The sequence below is a fragment of the Amycolatopsis sp. NPDC104775 genome, from assembly GCF_055583325.1.
Genome location: NZ_JBVJOE010000007.1, coordinates 114,658 through 136,311, shown reverse-complemented (window position 1 = coordinate 136,311; position 21,654 = coordinate 114,658). Strand labels below are relative to the sequence as shown.

The 21,654-nt window shown below is 71.9% G+C and carries 9 protein-coding genes; 5 read left to right on the top strand and 4 right to left on the bottom strand.

Annotation, left to right across the window (positions count from 1 at the left end):
- Position 1: 1 nt before the first annotated feature.
- From ACZ63D_RS29010 to ACZ63D_RS28995, 4 genes are read right to left on the bottom strand one after another with little or no spacing between them, the layout of a single operon-like run.
- A complete protein-coding gene (locus ACZ63D_RS29010; RefSeq protein WP_465357530.1) occupies positions 2-1,621 on the bottom strand; it encodes a beta-ketoacyl synthase N-terminal-like domain-containing protein in 1,620 nt (539 codons plus the stop codon).
- Positions 1,618-4,281: a non-ribosomal peptide synthetase gene (locus ACZ63D_RS29005; RefSeq protein WP_465357529.1), complete on the bottom strand. Its 2,664-nt coding sequence runs from the start codon at positions 4,279-4,281 to the stop codon at positions 1,618-1,620. Before ACZ63D_RS29005 ends, ACZ63D_RS29010 begins: the two co-directional genes overlap by 4 nt.
- A complete protein-coding gene (locus ACZ63D_RS29000; protein WP_465357528.1) occupies positions 4,278-5,636 on the bottom strand; it encodes a DUF6002 family protein in 1,359 nt (452 codons plus the stop codon). Before ACZ63D_RS29000 ends, ACZ63D_RS29005 begins: the two co-directional genes overlap by 4 nt.
- Complete coding sequence (locus tag ACZ63D_RS28995; RefSeq protein WP_465357527.1) at positions 5,606-6,703, bottom strand: Rossmann-fold NAD(P)-binding domain-containing protein; 1,098 nt, start codon at positions 6,701-6,703, stop codon at positions 5,606-5,608. The genes ACZ63D_RS29000 and ACZ63D_RS28995 overlap by 31 nt, the downstream gene beginning before the upstream one ends.
- Before the next feature lie 158 nt (positions 6,704-6,861).
- On the opposite strand from ACZ63D_RS28995, the gene ACZ63D_RS28990 reads away from it, so the two are divergent.
- From ACZ63D_RS28990 to ACZ63D_RS28970, 5 genes are read left to right on the top strand one after another with little or no spacing between them, the layout of a single operon-like run.
- Positions 6,862-12,102 carry a type I polyketide synthase gene (locus ACZ63D_RS28990; protein ID WP_465357526.1) on the top strand — a complete coding sequence of 1,747 codons (5,241 nt, stop codon included), beginning with the start codon at positions 6,862-6,864 and terminating at the stop codon, positions 12,100-12,102.
- Entirely contained in the window at positions 12,089-14,389 is a 2,301-nt protein-coding gene (locus ACZ63D_RS28985) for a lantibiotic dehydratase (protein WP_465357525.1), read from the top strand. Before ACZ63D_RS28990 ends, ACZ63D_RS28985 begins: the two co-directional genes overlap by 14 nt.
- Positions 14,386-17,718, top strand: a complete 3,333-nt coding sequence (locus ACZ63D_RS28980) for an amino acid adenylation domain-containing protein (RefSeq protein ID WP_465357524.1) — start codon at positions 14,386-14,388, stop codon at positions 17,716-17,718. The genes ACZ63D_RS28985 and ACZ63D_RS28980 overlap by 4 nt, the downstream gene beginning before the upstream one ends.
- A complete protein-coding gene (locus tag ACZ63D_RS28975) occupies positions 17,703-19,670 on the top strand; it encodes a B12-binding domain-containing radical SAM protein (protein ID WP_465357523.1) in 1,968 nt (655 codons plus the stop codon). The genes ACZ63D_RS28980 and ACZ63D_RS28975 overlap by 16 nt, the downstream gene beginning before the upstream one ends.
- Positions 19,657-21,336: an ABC transporter transmembrane domain-containing protein gene (locus ACZ63D_RS28970; RefSeq protein WP_465357522.1), complete on the top strand. Its 1,680-nt coding sequence runs from the start codon at positions 19,657-19,659 to the stop codon at positions 21,334-21,336. Before ACZ63D_RS28975 ends, ACZ63D_RS28970 begins: the two co-directional genes overlap by 14 nt.
- Positions 21,337-21,654: the final 318 nt, after the last annotated feature.

Below are 21,654 nucleotides of genomic sequence, written 5' to 3'. Positions count from 1 at the left end.
CTCATTCCGGTAGCACCGGAACCCGGCCGGCCCAGTGCCGGGCGCGTTCGAACGGGTACGTCGGCAGCCAGGCCCGGCGGCCGGAGGGGAAAAGCGCCGGCCAGTCCGGCGTTCCTCCCGCTGCCCAGACCTGGCCCGCGCGGGCCAGGTCCGCGGACTCGTCCGGCCGGGCGGACGGCAGGCGGCCGGGGACGATCTCGAACCGGCGGCACGGTCCGGCCCGGCGGCCGGTGGCCAGGGTGAACGCGACGTCGGCCAGCGGCAAGTCCGGTTCGCGGTCCAGATGGTCCCGGAGCCGCGTCGCGGTCGCCGCCAGCGCCCGCGGAGTGCGGGCGGACAGCAGAAGCAGCTGCGGCGCGGGAGCCGCGGCCGGGCGGTGAACCGGCGGCGGCTGTTCGAGGATCACGTGCGCGTTCGTCCCGCCGAGCCCGAACGAGCTGACTCCGATCCGGCGGGGCGCGGCCAGTTCGACGGGCTCGGCGGCGACGGCGAAACCGCCGGGGGAAAGGGGAAGGTGCGGGTTCGGCCGCCGGAAGTGCGCGGTCGGCGGGACGGTGCCGTGCCGGGCGGCGAGCGCGGCCGTGATCAGGCTGACGACCCCCGACGCCCCGTCGAGGTGGCCGATCGCGGACTTGACCGAACCGATCGGGCAGCCGGGGATCCCGGCGAGCCGGAAGGCGCGGCCGAGGGCGTCGACCTCCAGCGCGTCGCCGAGCAGCGTGCCGCTGCCGTGCGTCTCGACGTAGCTGACGGCGTCGATCTCCGCTGCCCGCAACGCCTCCAGCACCACGGCGGCTTGGCCGCTGCCGTTGGGGGTGCGATATTCGGGGCGCTCGCCGTCGTTGTTGACTGCCCAGCCGCGGAGCACGGCATGGATGGCGTCGCCGTCTTCGAGCGCGTCGGCGAGCCGTTTGAGCAGCACGACGCCCGCGCCGCTGCCGAACACCGAGCCGTCCGCGTCGGCGTCGAAGGCGCGGAGACGGCCGGACAGCGAGATCAATCCGTCGTCCGCGGCCAGCCGCGCCGGGTAGGGCACTGCCGCGCCGCCCGCGAGAGCGAGGTCGCACCGGAAGTCGGCGAGGTTCTGCGCGGCCAGGCACACCGCGACCAGCGACGACGAACACGCGCACTGCACGGCCAGGCTCGGGCCGGAAAGGCCGAGCGCGTAGGACACTCGGGCGGCGGCGTGGTCTGTCGCGGCGCCCACCGGGGCCGAGCCGGGCCAGGCGCCGGCCAGGCGATAGTGGTCGTACCAGCTCGGTCCGACGCTGGCGAAAACCCCGGTGTCCGGGCAGGAAGCCGGGTCGTAGCCCGCGTCCTCGAACGCCGACCACGCGGTTTCCAGCAGCAACCGGTGCTGGGGGTCGAGCTGCGCCGCTTCGTCCGCGCTGTACCCGAAGAACTCCGCGTCGAACTCCGCGATCCCGTTGAGATGGCCTGCTGAGCGCACCAAAGCCGGGTCGCGCAGCAACGATTCCTCGACTCCGGCGGCGCGAAGCTCATCGTCGGAGTAGCGGCGGATCGGGTCGACGCCCGCGAAGAGGTTGCGCCACAACGTTGCCGGGTCGGCTGCGCCCGGGACCCGGCACGCCATGCCGATGATCGCGATGTCCTCGGTCATCGGGAGCCCCGGCGGGCCGCGCGGCGGCGGGACATCCGGGTGCCGACCCGGTCCAGCGCGTCGCCGGGACTGTCCGTGAGGAAATCGGCGAGCGCGGTGATGGTGGGATGGTCGAACAGCCGCCCGAGGGGGATTTCGACGCCGAGTTCCTTCTCCAGCAGGCGTTTCAGCACAGGGACCTGCGCGGAGTGCCCGCCGAGCGCGAAGAAGTCCTTGTCCGCGGGAGGCTCCGGCAGCTCCAGCACGGCCGACCAGACCCGGGTGATCGCACTCGGCAGGTCTGCCTCCGGGCGGGCGCGGCGGGCCGGAGACGGCGCGGGCAGCGCGCGGACGTCGACCTTTCCGGTGCTGGTGAGCGGAAACGTGTCGAGGACGGTGATCTCGCGCGGCACCATGTAGTGCGGCAGCTTCCCCGCCACTGCTTCGGACAGCGCCGCCGGATCCGGTTTCTCGCCGCGTGGCACCACATACGCGACGATCTCGCTCTGCCCGGCCACGGCGACGGCTTGCGCGACCCCGGGCTGCGCGCACAGCGCCGCTTCCACCTCGCCGAGTTCGACCCGGTAGCCGCGGATCTTCACCTGCCGGTCGGCGCGCCCGAGGTGCTGGAGGGTTCCGTCCGGCAGCCTGCGGGCGAGGTCCCCGGTGCGGTAGGCGGGCACGCCGTCGATCGTGACGAACTTCCCGGCGGAGGCGGCCGGATCCCGCCAGTAGCCGGGCGCGACATGCTGGCTGAGCACGGTGATTTCCCCGCGCAGGCAGGCGGGGCGGCCCGCCGGATCGAGCAGGCGGACCTCGACGCCCGGCAACTGGCTGCCGACCGGGATCACCTCGCCGTCCACCGGCGCGTCCGGTCCGAGGTGGTGCTGCGTCACGAAGCTGATCTCGGTCGCGCCGTAGCCGTTGACGAACACGCAATCGGGGGCCCCGACGCGCCGGGCCCGCTCGACGTCGTCGCGGCGCACTTGCTCGCCGCCGAGCAGAACCGCGCGCAGGGCAGGCAGGCGACGGTCGCCGAGCGAGTCGGTGAGGTAGCGGAACATTGTGGGCGTCGAGTGGTAGACCGTCACCGCGTGCTTCGCGAGGACCTCGCCGAGCGCGGTGACGCCGTGTGCTGCGACGTCGAAGGGCACCACGGCAGCACCGCTAAGCAAGGCGGAGAACAGGTCGGTGACGGCCATGTCGAAACCGAAGGAGGTCAGCAGGCCGAGCCGGTCGGCGGGGCTGATCCGGAAGTTGTCGACGTGGTTGCGGACCTGGAAGAGGACGTTGGCGTGCGGTTGCGCGACTGCCTTCGGGCGGCCGGTGGACCCGGAGGTGTACAGCACGTAGGCGAGGGAGTCTCCGGACACCGGGAGATCCCCGGGCCGGAGTTCTTCCTCCACAGTGGACAGATGATGCACGGTCAGCGTCGGCCCGATCCGGTCGCACCGGGGTTCGCGTTCCGGGTCGGTCAGGATCGCGGTCGCGCCCGCGTGGGCCAGGATCGCGGCGAGCCGGTCGGGCGGATGGTGTTCGTCCAGCGGGACGTAGGGGCGTCCGGCGAGCACGGCGGCGACGATCGCGACGATGTGCGACGGGCCGTGCGGGAGCAGCAGGCCGATCGGTCCGGTGCCGGTGCGCAGCAGGGACGCGGTCCCCGCGGCTCGGGCGGCGAGCTGCGCGTAGGTGAGGCATTCCATGTCGGTCAGGATCGCTGGATTGGCGGGAAACCGTTGGCAGATCTCGGCGAACCGGTGCGCGAGCGAGGTCGCGTCGGCGGGAAATGGGGTGCTGCCGGAAGGTTTGAGGGTTGCCGTTCGGTCGCCGCGAGCGTGCGGGAGCAAGAGCGCTGTGGAGCGTGCCGGGTCGTCGAGGATCTCGGCCAGCAGGACGGGGAGGTCGGCGGCGAGGTCGGCGAGCAGGGACTCGGGCAGGTGCCCGAGCCACGAGATCCGGGGGCGGTCCGTCCGCTGGGCCAGGATGATTTCCAGGTCGTACCGCGTGGTCGGCAGAGCGACCGGGTGCAGGCTGAGTCCACCGGCCGCTAGAGGCGAGCCGTCCTCGCTGAGGGCGAAGGCACGCAGGCTCGGCTGGTCGAGTCCGTCGAGGAATTCGTCCACCGCTGCCGTGACCACGAATCCGGCAGTCGCCTCGGGGTGGTCGAGAGCGATGTCGTTGAGTGCGGCCGAAACTGGCCCGTCCTCAGTGAGATCGACGGCGAGGGTCACGGGGTTCTCGGAGCCGGAAGACAGGCCGAGCGTCATCGCGCTGACGCCGGTGTAGCGCCGCAGCAGCAACGCGAGCGCGGTGAGGAACACCGAGGCGGGCTGCCCGGCGAAACGTGCGTCGAGTTCGGTGGTCGCCCGCGCAACCGGGGTGAATTCGGGGGTCGAGGTGCCGGAAAGTTCCGCGACGAGGTGCAAGAGGAACTGCCCGAGCCGCAGCGGGGTGGCGTGGGGCAGGGCGACCAGCAGGACGTGCTCGTCCTCGGCGAGAGGATGCAGGCGCGCCCGCAGGGGCGGTGCGGAAATCTCGACCGGGCTGTTCGGGAAGGTGTCCGGGAAAGCGTCCACTGTGGAGGGTGGACCGTCCGGGAGCCGGGCGGCGATCCGCTCGAGCGCAGTGGTCAGGACTGCCCGGTCGAGCGGGCCGGTGATGCGCAGCGCCCGCACGGTCATCGTCCCGCCGGGACGGCCAGAGCCGCGTCCACCGCGGCGCTCACCTCGTCCAAGCCGGTCACCGGCACGAGGGCCGCCGGTTCGATCGGCTGGTAATCGGCCGCGGAGTAGGTCCCCGAGGCGTGCAGGACGATCTCGGTGCCCGCGGGGACGAGCCGCCGCTCGATCGCGTTCAGCACCCCGGTCAGCGCCATCACCAGCGACCACTCCCGCAGGTCCGCGTGGTCGGCGGGCATCGGCCGCCCGGCGGCGGTCAGCAGCTCGCGGATCCTCGGGTAAAGGCTGGTGCATTCCCGCCGCGACACGACGATCCCGGTTCCGCCGAAGCGCCGCACGAGCGGGTCCATGGTCAGCGAGGTGGCCGGGCGGCGGGTGTAGAACGTCGGCTCCAGCACCTCGTCCGGGTCGTCGGTGGACAGCGGGAAGTGCGGGTCGGCGTCCTGGACCCAGCCGTCGGCGGAGCGCCGGTACCGGGGCGCGTTCGCGGGATCGTGGCCGCCGTGCAGCAGGCTGAGCACCATGTCGGGCGCGCCGAGATGCTGGACCAGCAGGAAACCCGGATGGGCGGCGGGGTCCGCCTCTCCGGCGGCCTCGAGGTGTTCGCGGCCCTGGTGGTAGCCGAGCAGTCCGAACGCGCTCGACACGGCGTGCGCGTGCCAGCGGTTGCCGCGCGCGGGGTCCACGTCGTGTTCGAGGAAGGCGCGGGCGGTGTCAGCGACGACGTAGTTGTCGAGGTCGAGGGTGAACCACAGGCGCGGGGAACCGGGCCGGACCTCTTCGCGGGCCACGAACGCGCGGGCGAGGTCTTTGACCTGCTCCGGTCGCGGGCTGTCCAGCAGCAGCACCGGATTGCGGCGGGCCAGGTCCGGGTCCCGCGACAGCGCGCTGGACCGGAACTTCGCCCGGGAGCGGGCGGGCGCGAGCACGATCACCCGGAGCTGATCGGGCCGCACGAGACCGGTCGCGATCGCGCGGTCCGCCGCGTCGCGCAGGGCCACGCCTTTGTTCGCCGACGTCGGCGTGAAGAGCAGGATCGGCTCGCCGGTGCGCCGGATGTGCTCGACCGCCCTGGCCACGATCAGCAGGGAGGCGAAGGTTTTCGTGGTGTGCGTGCCGGGATTGCCGGTGAGGTCGAGCATCCGGAGCGCATGGCCGCCGATCTCCGCCAGCGGGCCCCACGCGGCGGTCGCGACGGAGAAGTACTCCCTGACCGCCGGGTCCAGCTCCGGCAGCGCGGAGCCGGGGGAGAACCGGCCCGGCTCGGCCGCCGGAGCGGGGAACCGCCGGGCGGCTTCCGTGCGGATCTGGTCGTAGTAGTCGGTGATCAGGTTCCGGGACGCGCGGGCGCCGGCCATCGCTTCTCCTCGTTCGCGAAAGGGGCAGGGGAGCGCAGGCGGTCGCGCACTTCCAGCAGGCGGGCGCAGACCTCGGCCGTGTCCTGGACCGGAAACCCGGCGGCGACGTCGGGCAGATACGGCAGCAGGGCTTGGCGCGCTGCCTCGCCGAACACGACGTCGGATCCGTCGACGACGACTCCGTCCCGGTGCCCGGCGCGCTGGTTCCGCTGCACGGCAACGTCTTCGGCGATCGGCAGGTCGAGGGTCAGCGAGCCGCCGCTGATCCGTACCGGATATCCGCCGGGCAGCCCGAGCGGCCCGGGCACGCTCGTCCGGAGGTCCGCGCCGGTCAGCAGGGCTTCGATCAGGAGCGCGGCGGCGTGCCCGGTCACCGCGTTCAGCTCCCGGCGGTCGGCCGCGCGGACCTTGGCCAGCCGGGCGGTGACGTCGGTCAGCTGCTCGTCGTCCAGCCAGGCCAGCGCCTCGTCGGCACTGTCCTCGGGCGCGTGCAGGTGCACGTGGTGGGCCAGCACGCGCAGCGTCCGGGGGTCGTCGGTGCGCAGGGCCGCGGCGAGGGTCATCACGTTGCCGATGCCGCAGAACACCGGCAGCCCCAAGGCTTTCAGCAGGGGATTGACCGCGTCCGGGAAGCAGCCGTTGACCAGCAGCGTGTCCGGACTGGCGTCCGCCACCGCCCGGGCGAGCGAGATCGCCGGACCGGCCTGGAGCGGCAGAGTGAGGCCGAAACCGCCGTGCCGCAGCAGGTCTGTCCACTCCGACGGGCTCGTCATCCGCTCCCACGGCGATTGGTGCGAAGCGCAGTTCAGCACCACCCGCGGGCGGATTCGTGCCAGCGTTTCCCGGACTTCGGAGAGCGCCGCCGCTTCGAAGCGCACTGGCGATCCGCTCAACCGGGCGCGCATTTCGGCGAGATCGGCGACCTCCCGCGCCATGGCGGGCCTGCGGGCCAGAACGTGCACGACGGCCGGAATCTTCGCCAGGGCAAGCGAAAAGCACACACCGCGCGCCAGGGAACCGCTCCCGGCGACGACGACGCGGGGCATCCCGGCCGGATTCTCGGTCACACCTGGTCCTTTCGCGGAGAACGGGGCTCACGGTAGCCGCGTTCGCCCGCTCGCCACCTTCGTTTCGCCTGGGCCCGAAAGCCTGGACGGCCGCGGGCGGCCTGGATCTACTGGCGCGGTGAAGGTTGTCGGCCGACGTGTGCGATGAGTGAGGCGGTATGGCGATCGGTGACTCCGCTGAGCCCGGCCCGGCCGTCGAACCGGTCGCGATCGTCGGGATGGCCTGCCGGGTGCCGGGCGCGGCGGACGTCCGCCAGTTCTGGCGCAATCTGACCGCCGGGGTCGAATCGGTCCGCCGGTTCACCCGCGCCGAGCAGCTGGCCGCGGGCGTGCCGCCCGGGGAGCTCGACGACCCGGCGTTCGTCCCGGCCGCGCCCGTGCTGGACGACATGGCGGGCTTCGACGCCGCGTTCTTCGGGATGACCCCGCGCGAGGCCGAACTCGCCGACCCGCAGCAGCGGCTGTTCCTCGAGCTGTGCCACACCGCGCTGGAGGACGCGGGCCATCCGCCGGGCCGGGTCCAGGGCGAGGTCGGCGTCTACGGCGGCACCGGCGTCGACGACTACCTCTGGCGCAACATCCGGGGCAACCGGCGGATCTGGGAGTCGGCCGGGCGCGGCCTGACGATGGTCGGCAACTCGCCGGACTACCTCGCGACTTTCACCTCCTACAAGCTCGACCTGCGCGGCCCGAGCATGACCGTGCAGACCGCGTGCTCGACCTCCCTGGTCGCCGTGCACCTCGCGTGCGAGGCCCTGCGCTCTGGCGAATGCGACCTGGCGGTGGCGGGCGGCACCAACATCGAGCTTCCGCACCACCGCGGCTACCTGCCCCGTGTCGGCGGCGTCGACTCGATCGACGGGCACTGCGCGCCGTTCAGCGAACAGGCGTCGGGAACCGTCTGGGGCAGTGGCGGCGGGACGGTGGTCCTCAAGCGGTTGTCCGAGGCCGTCGAGGACGGCGACCACGTCCACGCGGTGATTCTCGGCAACGCGGTCAACAACGACGGCTCGGAGAAGGTGTCTTTCACCGCTCCCGGGCCGAAGGGCCAGACCGCGGTGATCGCCCAAGCGCTGAGCGTGGCTGGGGTCTCCCCGGCGGAGATTGGCTACGTGGAGGCGCACGGCACCGGCACCCGGCTCGGCGATCCGATCGAAATCGCCGCGCTGACCGAGGTTTTCGGCCGCGAGCCGCGGGCTGGGCAACGGTGCGCGATCGGCTCGGCCAAGTCCAACATCGGCCACCTCAGCCAGGGGGCGGGCGTCGTCGGCCTGATCAAGGTCGCGCTCATGGTGTCGAACGGGCTGCTTCCGCCCTCGCTGAACGTCACCGCTCCTCATCCCGACATCGACTTCGAGAACTCGCCGTTCGCTGTCAACACGATCGCGCGGGCCTGGGAGACTTCCGGGCCACGCCGGGCCGGAGTGAGTTCCTTCGGCTTCGGCGGCACGAACGCGCACCTGGTGGTCGAACAGCCGCCGGAACGGCCGGTCGCCGAGCCAACGGAGATCGCGCTGATCCCGTTGTCCGCCAAGACCGAGAGCGCTCTGCGAACCGCGGCGACGCGGCTGGCCGAACACCTTGCGGACTCGCCGGAACTGAGCCTCGCCGACATCGCCCACACTCTGCGCACCGGACGGGACGAGCACCCGCATCGCGCCGCGGTGGTCGCGCGAAGCGGGGAAGAATTGACCCGGTTGCTGGAGCGCACGGCCGCGGCGGTCGCCGACCCCGCGACGAAGGTCGCGTTCCTGTTCTCCGGGCAGGGCAGCCAGTACCCGGGCATGGGCGCGGAGCTGCACCGCGCCGAACCGGTGTTCCGTTCCGCGATGGACGAATGCCTCGCGCTGGCGCGTGCAGAAATCGGGGCCGATCTGCGCGAACTGCTCGCCGAGCACCCGGAGGACACGCAGTTCGCGCAGCCCGCGCTGTTCGCAGTCGGTTACGCCTTGAGCCGGTTGTGGCGATCGTGGGGCGTCGAACCGTCGGCGATGATCGGCCATTCCGTCGGCGAGTACGTGGCAGCCGCCGAAGCGGGGGTGTTCACTCTGGCGGAGGCGGTCCGGCTGGTATGCGCGCGAGGCAGGCTGATGCAGCAGGCACCGCCAGGATCGATGCTGGCTGTCTCGCTGGACGAAGACCGGCTTCGCGAGCGGCTGCCCGCGGACCTGGCCCTCGCCGCGGTCAACGGCTCCGGAGCTTGCGTGGTCGCCGGGCCTGCCGAAGCCGTCGAAGGCTTCGCGGCGAAACTGTCGGCGGAGAACATCCAGAACCGAGGTCTGCGTACCTCGCACGCGTTCCATTCTCCCTTGATGGACGAGGTTCTCCCGGCTTTCCGCGCCGAGGTCGCGGCCGTGCCCTTGCGACGTCCGGACCGGCCCTACCTCTCCACCCGCACCGGCGACTGGATCACCCCGGACCAGGCGACCGACCCCGACCACTGGGTCCGGCAGCTGCGCGACACCGTCCGGTTCGGCGATTGCGTGCAGCGGCTGCTCACCGACGGTTCCTGGGCGTTCGTCGAATGCGGCCCCGGGCGGCAGCTCGCCGGGCTCGCGCGGATCCGGCCGAAGGGCGCGGCCCGGTCGAAAGGCCCGCTCGCCCTGCCGAGCCTGCCGACCCCCGGCGATACTCGCGGTGACATCGAGACGATGTACGCCACGGCCGGTCGATTGTGGACAGTCGGCGTCCCGGTGCGCACGGACCGCATCGGCACCCCCGGACGTCGCGTGCCACTGCCGACGTATCCGTTCGAACGCACGCACTATTTCGTGGAACCCGACCCGCGGGGCACGCCGCAACCCGAACCCGCGCCGGTCGAGCACAGCTTGGTCTCCGTGCCGACGTGGCGGCAGACCGCTCCGCTGGCCGCTGCTGGCGAGCCGTCCCGCTGGCTGGTCTTCAGCGACGGTCCTCGCGGCACCGACTTGGTCACGGCGCTCCGGCGCAGTGGCGACGACGTGGTCGAAGTCGTTGCTGGAGAACAGTTCCGGTTCGGCAACTCCGTCCGCGCCACCGTGCCGGACGACTACGCGCGGCTGTTCGCCGACCTCGCCGCGCACGGCAGAATGCCGACCCGGATCGTCCACGCTTGGCTGCTCGACTCCACAGAGGACGATCCGCTTCGCGCTCAGGACCGCGGGCTGTTCAGTCTCATCGCCTGTCTGCGCGCGCTCGCTGCCACCCCGCAGGCTCAGTCCGGGGAGAGCGGCGCGATCGGGCTGGACGTGCTCACCCGGGGCGCGCGGGACGTCACCGGCACCGACCTCGTCGATCCGGCCAGCGCGACGGTCACCGCCTTCGCTGAGGTCGCTCCGCTCGAACTGCCCGTTCTGCGCGTCCGCCACCTCGATCTCGGCCCGGCAGACCGCGCGGGGAGAGCCCTTCTGGCCGAACTGCGCGCGACCCCGGCCGATCCGGTCGTGGCGCTGCGCGGCGGACGCCGGTGGGTGCCCGAGCACCAGGCCGCCCCGGAACTGTCCGAAGTGGACTGCGAATTGCTGCGTCCGCACGGCGTGTACCTGATCACCGGCGGCACCGGCGGAATCGGGATCACCGTCGCCGAGCACCTCGCGCAGCGGGTCGCCGCTCGGCTCGTCCTCACCAGCCGCCACGGCCTCCCGCCGGAGGACGAGTGGGACGGGCTGGACGGCTCCGGTCGCGTCGGCCGGGCAGTCGCGGCGATCCGCCGGATGCGGGCGGGCGGTGCGGAGGTCGAGGTCGTCGCCGCCGACGTGTGCGATGCCGCCGGGCTGACGCACGTGCGGGAAGTCCTCCTCGGACGGTTCGGCCGCCTCGACGGGATCGTGCACGCCGCGGGCGTCGCCGGCGGACAGATGATCGAGGCGTGGAACCGGGAAGAGGCTGAACGCGTGCTCGGCCCGAAGCTGGCGGGCACCCGCCTGCTGCGATCGGTGTTCGGCGATCTTTCCCCGGATTTCCTCGTGCTGTGCTCGTCGACCTCGGCGTTGGTCGGAGCGCCGGGCCAGCTGGACTACAGCGCGGCGAACGCTTACCTGGACGCGTGCGCGAGTGCCGCTGACGGGTGGCCCGCGCGGCGGCTGTCGGTCAACTGGGGGCGGTGGCTGGAGATCGGCATGGCCGTCGAGACCGAGGTGCCGCGGGAGTGGCAGCGCGTGCTCGACCAGCCCGGCGAAGCCTGGGACCACCCCATCCTCACCCACCGCGACGGCAGCGGCGGATACCGCGGGACTGTTTCCCCGGCAACGCATTGGGTGCTTGACGAGCACCGGCACCAAGGGCGCGCCCTGATGCCGGGAGCCGCTCATGTCGAGCTGATCCGGGCCGCTTTCGAGGACCACGTGCCGCGATCGTCGCCGAGTCAACGGGCCGAGTTCAGCGATCTCGTGTTCGTCCGTCCGCTCGTCCTCGGCGATGAGGAGAGCGCACGCATCCAGGTCACCGTTCGTACCGAGGCGGGGGAGTACCGGGTCGAAGTCGCCAGCGAAGCCGGTGTGCACGCCGAAGCGCGGGCGCGGTGGACCGCCGATCAGGCTCCCGAGGCCGTCGATCTGCCGGCCGTTCGCGCTCGCCACTCTGGACGGCACCAGGACTACGACGGCGAACGTCTGGCGCACGCGGGCGGTTTCGCGCTGGGCGGGAGGTGGCGCAGCCTCCGGCACACGGCCGACGCCGCCGACGGGACGAGCCGCCTAGGCCGCTTCGAACTTCCCAGCGCGGTGCGCGCTGAGGCGGAGCGGCTGCCCCTGCACCCGGCGGTGCTCGACGAGGTCACGTCGGTGGCCAGCGACGGGCAGGGCCGGTATCTGCCGTTGAGCTACGGACGCTTGGTGGTGCACCGGCCGTTCCCCGCGCGGCTGTGGGCCTGGGCGCGCTACCACGGCACCCGGGACGGCGAGGTCATCACCGCCGATCTGTCCGTTGTGGACGAACACGGCGACCCGGTGCTGACGGTTGCCGATTTCGTCATGCGCCGCACCGATGTCGCGGCGCTCAGCAGCAAACCCTCCGGGCAGAATGGCGAAGGCTTGCGTCCGGAACAGGCCGTGGACCTGCTCGACCGGCTTCTGGGCGCGGACCTCGGACCCCGCGCGATCGTTTCCGCGGTGCCACTGGCCAGGATCCGCCAGCGAGCCGAGGCGGTCTTGTCCTCTGGCTCGGACGCCGCGCCCGCCGACGACCTGGAGACCGCCATCGCCCGGGTGTGGGCGGACGTGCTCGGCGTCGCCGAGGTCGGAGTGGACGAGGACTTCGCGGAACTCGGCGGGAACTCGCTGACCGCGGTCCAGCTGATCTCCCAGGTGCGGAGCGCGGTCGGGGTCCGGGTGCCGATGCAGGTGCTGTTCGAAGCGCCGACCGTCGCGGCGATGGCGGGCGTGGTCGCCCGGATGCGGGGAGACGCCAGTGGCCGCGGCTGACGCACACCTCCTCGAGGTTCCCGGCGGCGACTGGAAGGTCTGGCGCGCGGCCCAGCTCCGCACGACCGGCTTCCCCGCCGATGGTCTCGCCGCGTTCACCTGCGCCGAAGCCGCGGCGGTCGTCGATGCGCACCTCGACGGCACTGCCGATCAGCACGAGGCCGAGCAGGCGTTCGCCGAAGCCGTCGCGCAAAGCAGCCGGGCCTTGTCGAAGGTCGCCGCCGACCCGTTGTTCCGCGAAGCGCTCGTCTGGCAGAACCCGCGAATCCGGCAGGTCGCGGACGCGATCGCGGCGGAGCGCGAGCCCGCGCGGCAGAACCGGCGCCGCCGCCGGGACGAAAGCCTGCTCGCCCGCTATTGGCAGCGCTACTGCGCCAAGACCGAGACGATCGGCTACTTCGGCCCGGTCAGCTGGACCGAGATCACCCCCGGGCCGGAGGTCGTCACCGCCGAAATCGGCCCGCACCTGGTCCGGGCCCGCGAAACCCGCCTCGAATACTGGGTGCTCGACGCGTACGCCCGGCACCTGGCCGAAGACCGCGAGATCCGGTCTTGGCTCCCCGTCCGGCTGCCGCCGCATCTCGCGCTCGACGGAACCCTCCTGCGGCACCCCACCGAACCCGCCCGGACCCTGACCCCGCAGCAGGCGCGGCTGCTCGCGCACTGCGACGGGCGTCCGGCCCGGGAAGTCCTGGCCGCGCTCGAAGGGACGCTCGCGGAGCGCGCCGACCTGGAGCGGATGCTCGCCGACCTGCACGACCGGTTGCTGCTGTCGTGGGGCATCGACCTGCCCCTGAACTACACCGCGCACTCCGCGCTGCACCAAGGGATCCAGGCGATCGACGACGACCGGATCCGGGCCGCCGCACTCGCCGGGCTCGACCGTCTCGACCGGGCGCGGGCTCGCGTCGCCGAAGCGGCGGGCGACGCCGACGCGTTGCTGACCGCCCTCGCTGAGCTGGACGACGAGGTCACCGCAGTGACCGGCAGCGCACCCCGCCAGCGGCCCGGCGAAATGTACGCGGGCCGGACACCGTGCTACGAGGACACCATCCGGGACCTGGACGTCAGTTTTGGCATCGGGCTGCTGGATGGTTTCGGGCCCGCCCTCACCCGGATGGCCCACCTCGCGCGCTGGCTCACCGCGGAACTCGCCGCCGCCGTCCGAAGTGGACTGAGGCAGCTGTATGCCGATCTGGCCGAGGACAGCGGCGGCTCGGAAGTCCCCTTTGGACAGTTGTGGTACCTCGCCCGCGGCGTCCTTTTCGGCGAGCACGACGGACCGGTCGCCGCCGTCCTGACCGACTTTTCCCGGCGGTGGGCGAGATTGTTCGCGCTGGACACCCTGCCCGAGGATGTCCGCGGCATCCGCCGCAACAGCGCGAGCCTCGCCGTGGAAACGCTGTTCCCCGCCGACCGGCCTGGCTGGCCCGGCGCGCGGCTGCACAGCCCGGATCTCCAGCTGTGCGCGGAGAATCTGGACGCGTTGCGTCGCGGGGACTTCTTCGCCGTGCTCGGCGAGCTGCACGTCTCGTGGCCGACCTTCGACACCGGGGTCGCCGTCCGCGTCCACCCCGACCCCGAGCAGCTGCGGGCCGACCTGCGCGGCGATATCGGCACCGGCCGGATCCTGCCGCTGTTCCCGCCGACCTGGCCGCGGGTGACCGCACGGGTGAACCGCTGCCTGGAGAACGCCGACGACCGGCAGCTCGGCTTCGTCGCCGCCCCCGGGGCCGATCCCGGGCGGCTGGTCCGGATCGCCGGCCTGGCCGTGTCCGAAAGCGACGGCGAACTCGTCGTGCACGGACCCGGCTTCCGCCGCCCGGCGCTGGACCTGTTCTCGGAACTGCTGACGATGCGCGCGGTCGACGCGTTCCGTGCGGCCACCGCGCGGCCGCATACGCCGCGGATCACGGTGGACCGGCTGGTGGTGTGCCGGGAAAGCTGGCGGACGACGGTCGGCGAAACCGGGCTGGCCGACGTCGAGGGCCATCTGTCGCGGTACCTGGCGGTGCGGCGCTGGCGGCGCGAGCTCGGGCTGCCGGAACGGGTGTTCGCGAAGTTCGCCACCGAGGGCAAACCGCTCTACGCGGACTTCACCAGCCCGGTTTACGTGGCGGGGTTCTGCGCCGCGCTGCGCGCCGCCGCCCGCGCCGGAAAGGACACGACGCTGACGCTCACCGAACTGCTGCCCGGGCCGGAACACGCCTGGCTGCCCGACGCCGAAGGCCGGACGTACCTGTCGGAGCTGCGAATCCAGCTGCGAGACCCTCGGGCGGGCGGATGATCCTCCTGCCCCAGCGAGTCCTGGCCCACGCCCGGCAGCGGCCCGACGCGGTCGCCGTGCGCCAGTGGGATCGGCGGCTGACTTACGGCGAGCTCGCCGCGGCGGCTGCCAGCGTCGCGGCGACCCTGCGCGCCCGCGGCGTTGGCCCCGAAACGCCAGTCGGCCTATGCCAGCGCCGCACACCCGACATGATCGCCGGGCTCCTCGGGATCATGCTGGCGGGCGGGGTGTACCTGCCGCTGGAGCTGTCCCACCCGCGACAACGGCGCGACGCCATCCTCGCCGACGCCCGGCCCGCGCTGGTCATCGTCGACGACGACGGTGAAGAAGCCTTGGCGCACCACAGTATTCCGCGAATCCGTCAGGGATCTCACGGGACCGCGAACCCGGTGGAGGTCGCTCCGGACAACCTCGCCTGCCTGATGTACACGTCGGGTTCCACCGGCGAACCGAAGGGTGTCGCACTCGGCCACGGCGGTCTCGCTGCCCACCTGGACGCCGCCGCCGAATGGGTTGGACTCGACCGGAACGCCCGCGTCCTCGCGTTCGCCTCGTGCGGTTTCGACCTCTCCCTGCACGAGATCGGCGTCGCGCTCGCGCTCGGCGCGGAGGTGGCGCTGATTCCCGAGGACGATCGCCTCGATCCGGTCCGGCTGCACGAATTCCTGCGCGTCCACGAAGTCTCCTACGCCAATCTTCCGGTTTCGGTGCTGCCGCTGGTCGAACCGCACGGGCTGCCCGAGCTGGCGGTGCTCGGGACGGGCTCCGAGGCACCGGGCCCGGAGCAGGTCGCGCGGTGGACCGGGCCGGGCCGCCGGTTCCTCAACAGTTACGGGCCGACCGAGGCCACTGTCATGGTGTCCTCCTTCGACGCCCGCGGCGAATGGACGAGGCCGATCCCGATCGGCCGTGCGCTGGGGGAACACGGGCTGCACGTGGTCGACGAGAAGCTGCGCGCGGTGCCGACGGGCGTGCCGGGCGAACTGCTCGTCAGCGGAATCGGGCTGGCCCGCGGCTACTTCGGCCAGCCCGGCCGCACCGCGGAACGGTTCATCGCGGATCCGTTCGGCACCGGCGGCCGGGCGTACCGCACCGGCGATCTCGTGCGCCGGACCGCCGACGGCGACCTGGAGTTCCTTGGCAGGCTGGACCGGCAGGTCAAAATCCGCGGCCAGCGCGTGGAACTCGGCGAGATCGAGACCGCGCTGCGCGCGCATCCGGAGGTCCGGCACGCCGTCGCGGACACGGTTTCCGGTTCGGTAATCGCGTTCTGCGTGCCGGAAACGGCGGATCCGGCGGCGCTGCGGGAGCACTGCGCGGCACGGCTGCCCGCCGCGATGGTCCCGGCGCGGGTGTTCTGCTTGGCCGAGCTGCCGCTGCTAGCCTCGCACAAGGTTGATCTGAGCCTGTTGCGCGAGCTGGTCCCGCCCGATCCCGAACTCGCTGGCGCGGCAGACGAACCGTTGCCCGCGGTGGTGACCCGGTTGTGGCATCGAATGCTTGGCGACGGCGAGGATTTCTTCGCCAGCGGCGGGCATTCGCTGACCGCGATGACGATGGCCGCGGCCCTGCGCGCCGAGCTCGGCCGTGCCGTCGGCGTCGGCGACATCTACCAGAGCCGCACCCTCGCCGGGCTCATCGAACGCGTCGCGACGGCGGTGCGCACCGACGAGATCGAGCTGACCACCGGACATGCGCCCGCGCTCTCGCCGGGACAACGGCGGCTGTGGTTCCTCGACCAGCTGGCCCCTGGATCAGCCGCGTACAACACGCCGATGGCCCGGCGGCTGCGCGGACCGCTCGACACGGCAAACCTGCGAGCTGCGCTGACCGCGGTTCTTGCCCGGCACGAGGTGCTGCGCTGGCGATTCCCGTCCGACGGCGGCACGCCCCGCGCGGTGGCCGATCCGCCGTCCGAGCTGCCGCTGCCCGTCGCGGACATACCCCTCGATCGGCTCCAGACGGAGCTGGACGCCGAAGCCACCGCACCCTTCGATCTGGCGCGCGGTCCGCTGGTGCGGGCGAAGCTGCTGCGGCTCGCCCCGGAGGACCACGTCCTCGCGATCACCTTCCACCACGCGGTGTTCGACGGATGGTCGCTCCAGCCGTTCTGCCGGGACCTTTCCGCCGCCTGCACCGGCGAACTGGCCCCGCTGCCGGTCAGCTACGCCGACTACCCCGCCTGGCGAAACGAGCGCGACCGGCGTCGTTCCGCCGAGGACCTGGCGTGGTGGCGCGAACATCTCGCGGACGCGCCGACCGTGCTCGACCTCCCTCGCGACCACCCCCGCCCGCCTGCGCAAGCGCACCGGGGAGCCCTCGTCCAGGGCCGCCTCGACCACGACGTCTCCACCGCGGTCGAAGCCTTGGCGTCCACTTTGGACACCACATCCTCGGTGGTGCTGTTCGCGGCGTTCGCCGAGCTGCTGCACCGCGTCACCGGCCGCGACGACCTCGTGCTCGGCACCCCGGTCGCCGACCGCGGCCACGTCGCGTTCCACGACCTGGTCGGGTTCTTCGTCGAGATCGCTCCGCTGCGGTGCCGCGCCGACGACACGCGGAGCTTCGCCGACACCGTCCGAGCCGCGGCGGCTGAGTTCGTGGCCGCCCTGGCGCATCCCGCCGCTCCGCTGGAACGCATCGTCGCCGAGCTGCGGGTACCTCGCGAATCCACTCGCGGCCCGCTCGTGCAGGTGCTGTTCAACGTCTACGGCTTCGCGCCCGGAGAACTCGTCCTTCCCGGCGTCTCCACGGAAACCCTGCCCGCCGGACAGCCCGGTTCCGCCTTCGACTTGACCGTGTACGTCGAGCGCCACGAGGACGGTTTCAGCGTCGAGCTTCTCTACGACCGCGCGCTGTACGAGGCAGACCGGATCGACCGGCTGCTCTCGGCGTACCTCGCATGGATCTCCGTCTTGGTGGCCACTGGCGAGAAACCCCCGCTGGACCCTTCGCTCAGCCAGGGAATCCGCGAGGTCCCGGCCGCGGGGGAGCCGGAGGCCGAGGCAGGCACGTGGTCCAGCACCGAACGAGAGCTGGCCGGACTGTGGGCCGACGTCCTGGACGGCCGCCCGGTCGGGGTCGCCGACAACTTCTTCGACCTCGGCGGGACCTCTTTCGCCCTGACCGTCCTGCACGGACGGATCGAACGGCGATGGGGCGGCCGCGCCCGGCTCGTGGACCTGTTCCGCTATCCCACCGTGCGCGCGTTCGCGGCCTTCCTGGACGGCCAGGCCGCGGACACCGCACTCGAAGCGGCCGACCGGCGGGCGCGCGCCCGCCGGGCCCGAGCCCAGACGCGAGGAGGCCGGTCATGGGCGTCCCGGTGACGCTGGTTTTCCCGCCCGCGGCCGATCCTTCGCTGCCGCACGGCGCGCTGCCGCTGCTCGGCGCCGTGCTGCGCCGCGGCGGACACGACGAGGTCGAACTCCGCGACCTCAACCTGGAGGCCTTCGACCACCTGCTGCGGCCCGAACCGCTCGCGGAGGCCGCGGACGGAGCGGCCGCCGAGGTCGTCGCGAACATCGCCGAGTCCCGCCGCATCCTGCGGGACCCCGTCGACTTCTACGATCCGGCGAAACTGCTCTACGCCAAGCGGATCTTCCACCTCGCCGGCGACCTGATCACCGCGGGCCAGCCGGACTCGCGGTTCGGCAAGTACTCCTACTCGCAGGCGACCTACGACAGCTACGAGGAAGTCGCGCACGCGGTCGACACCGAGACCGGACCGCTCGCGGGCTACTTCCGCGACGTCGCCGTACCGTCGCTGCTGGCGCGGAAGCCGCGGCTGATCGGCCTTTCGGTGCCGTACTTCTCGCAGCTGATCCCCGCTTTCCTGCTCGCCGAGGAAATCCGCAGGCAGGACCCGGACGTGCACGTCACGGCGGGCGGCCCGGTGATCACCTGGGGCCGGGAAGTGCTCACCGCGGACGCCCGGTTCCACCGCTGGCTCGACTCGTTCCTCGTCGGCGAGGCCGACGAGACTCTCCTGCAGTTCGCGGATTCCCTTGCCGGAGAACGCGATCCGGCTTCGGTGCGCAATATCGTCCGCTACGTCGGCGGCGCGGTCCGCGAGCAGCTCGACCCCGGCTACCAGCTCAACCTGGACTGGCTGCCCGCCCCGGACTTCACCATGCTGCCGCTGAACGACTATTTCGCGCCCAAGCGGGTCATCTGCATGATGCCCACGCGCGGCTGTTACTTCAACCGGTGCGCGTTCTGCAACTACGCCTTCATCAAGATCGCGCCCTACCGGATGCGGTCGCCGAAGCTGATCGCCGAGGACGTGGCGTCCGTGGTCGCGTCGACCGGCGAGGACGTGTTCTCCTTCGAAGCGGACGTCATGCTGCCCGCGCACCTGAGGTCGCTGTCGGAAGCGTTGCTGGAGCGGCAGACCGACATCCGCTGGCACGGGGTCGCGCGCTTCGAGAAGGGCTTCACCCCGGAGGTGTTCGCGACCATGCGCGAAGCCGGGTGCGTGCGGCTCTACATGGGACTGGAGAGCGCCAACGAACGCGTGCTCAAGGCGATGGACAAGGGCACGACGCCGCAACGGATGGCCGACATCCTCGCGATGTGCCACACCGCCGGGATCTCCGTCGAGGCCGGCGTGTTCAGCGACTTCCCCTCGGAGACCGCGGCCGAGGCGGAGGACACCTATCGGTTCGTCCGCGACCACCGGCACGTGATCGGCCGTGCCGACGCGGGCACCTTCCGGCTGCTCAAGGGCGCGCCGATCGCCGACGAGCCCGAGGTGTACGGGATCACCGTGAAAGACGACCCGGCCCGGCGCTGGTACCACCTCGACTACGAAGAGAACACTGGCGCCTCCACCGGTCTGGCCGAGCGGATCCAGCGGCTCTACCCGGAGGTCGCGCTGATCGACGTGCCGGAGGACATTCTCTACACCGCCCGGTTCGGCCCGAACTCGTTCCGGAAGTTCTTCGACGGCGGCGGCGAACCGGCCGACCTGCTTCCCACCGAGGCGAAACTGTCGCTGGCCGACGGTGTCGTGCTGCATCGCGTCCTGGTCGCCAACTCCGGCGCGGTCCACTTCGACGACGACACCGAGGCGTCGCACGCGGGCTTCGAACGGTCGCACCTGGCGATCACCATCGCCGTCGACCGCCACCGCGCCCGGGTATTTCCGCTCGGGGACAACGAGGAAAAGGTCCTGCGCGGGCTCGCCGAGGGCGACGCCCGCGCCGGCGATTTGCCGTCCATTGTGGACTCCTTGGTGGCGAAGGGCCTGGTGACAGTTCAGGACGATGCCGGTGCCTGACCCGGACACCAAGGGACCGGGCCGCTACCTGTGGTGGCTGGTGCGGTGCCAACCGGGCCGGGTGCTGTCCGGCGGGCTGGTCAGCACGGCGTGGATGGGCTGTCTGATGCTGCCGCCGTATTTCCTGTCTCGCGCCGTCGACGAGGGCTTGCGCGGCGGGAGCATGGCCGCGCTGCTGGGCTGGGCTGCCGCGATCTTGGGCATCGGCGCGGTCAATGCCACGCTGGAGACGGTGCGGCACCGCACCATGACCCAAGTCCGGATGGATGCTTCTTTCCGCACCGTGCGGGCCTTGACGCGCCAAGCCGTCGAGGTCGGCGCGACCCTGCCGCGGAAGGTCTCGGCGGGCGAGGTCGTCAGCATCTCGGCGACGGATGTCATGCGGATCAGCTGGGCTTTGACGGTCACCGGTCCCGGTTTCGGCGGCCTCGTGGCCTTCGCGGTGGTCGCGGTGCTGCTGTTCTCGGTGTCGGCCACGCTGGCGCTCGTGGTGTTGCTTGGGGTGCCGTTGCTGGTCGTGCTCACCGGCCCGCTGCTGCGTCGGCTCCAGCGCGTGGAGACCGAATACCGGCGGCAGGAGGCGGCACTGACGACGCGGGCCGCGGACATCGCCGGGGGACTTCGGGTGCTGTGCGGAATCGGCGGAAAAGACCGGTTCGCGGGCGGTTACCGGCGTGCCTCGCAGGCATTGCGTGCGGAGGGCAACCGGATCGGTGCGGTGATCAGCTGGATCCAGGCGCTCGGCGTCGGCCTGCCCGCGCTTTTCTTGGGCGCGGTCACGTGGATCGCCGCCCGGATGACCGCCGCCGGGGAGATCACGATCGGCGAACTGGTCGCGGTCTACGGCTATGTCGCGGTGCTGGTGGTGCCGGTGTCCTATTTTATCGAGGGCGCGGGGGACATCAGCCTCGGCTTGGTGGCCGCGCGGCGGGTCGTGCGAATCCTCCTGCTGCGCCCGGACGTGACGGACCATCCCGACGCGCTGCCCGGACCGCCGGGACAGGCGCCGATGGCCGACTGGAGCTCTGGCCTCGAGGTGCGCGCCGGGGAGTTCCTGGTGCTCGCGACCCCGACGACCGCCGAAGCCGTCACGGTCCTGGAACGCCTCGCCCGGCTCACGGACTCGGACGTCCAGTGGGGCTCAGTCCCGCTCCGCGCGGTTTCGCTGGCCGAGGTCCGCCGCCGGATCGTGCTGAGCGATGTCGACGGATACTTGTTCGGTGGCCCGCTGCGGGAAACCCTGGCGGCCCACCGCGACGACGACGCCCTGGCCGCCCTGCGAGTGGCCGCGGCGGAAGACGTGCTGGCCGCCCTGCCTGCCGGACTTTCGTCCACTGTGGACGCCAAGGGCTGGAGCCTGTCCGGCGGCCAACGGCAACGGCTCCGGCTGGCGCGCGCCGTCCTCGCGGATCCGGACGTGCTGCTGCTGGTCGATCCCGCGGCGGCGGTGGACGCGCACACCGAGTCGCTGATCGCCGACCGCCTCCGCGCCGCCCGGCACGGGCGGACGACGGTGGTGGTGAGCACTTCGCCGCTGATGCTGGCTAAGGCCGATCGGGTTGCTTTCTTGGCCGAGGGCCGGGTGATCGGGGCGGGGGCGCACGCGGACTTGCTGGAGGGTGAGCCTGCCTATCGGGCGCTGGTGGCTCGGGGAGGGGAGATATGAGCGGCGGGGTGCGCTGGCTCGGTGGCGATTTGCGCGCGGTGATTGCTGAGCGGCGGGATTGCGGGGCGGTGGCGATATGTGTGGCTTGCCGGTGGTGGGGGTTCGCGCCGTCGGTCGCAAGGCCTTGCGTGCTTGCTGTGTCGAGTGGGCGGGTTCGCTTGGGGTTTGTTTGCGGTTGGCGCGGGGAGGTGAGGCGTGAGTACTTCATTCCTGCCGTTGGCGGAGATATGCGCCGTGTGTCGTGAGTCCTTGCGTGCTCGTCGTGTCGATTCGTGGCGGGTGGGCGGGTCGGCTCGGGGCTTGCTTGCTGTTGTGGCG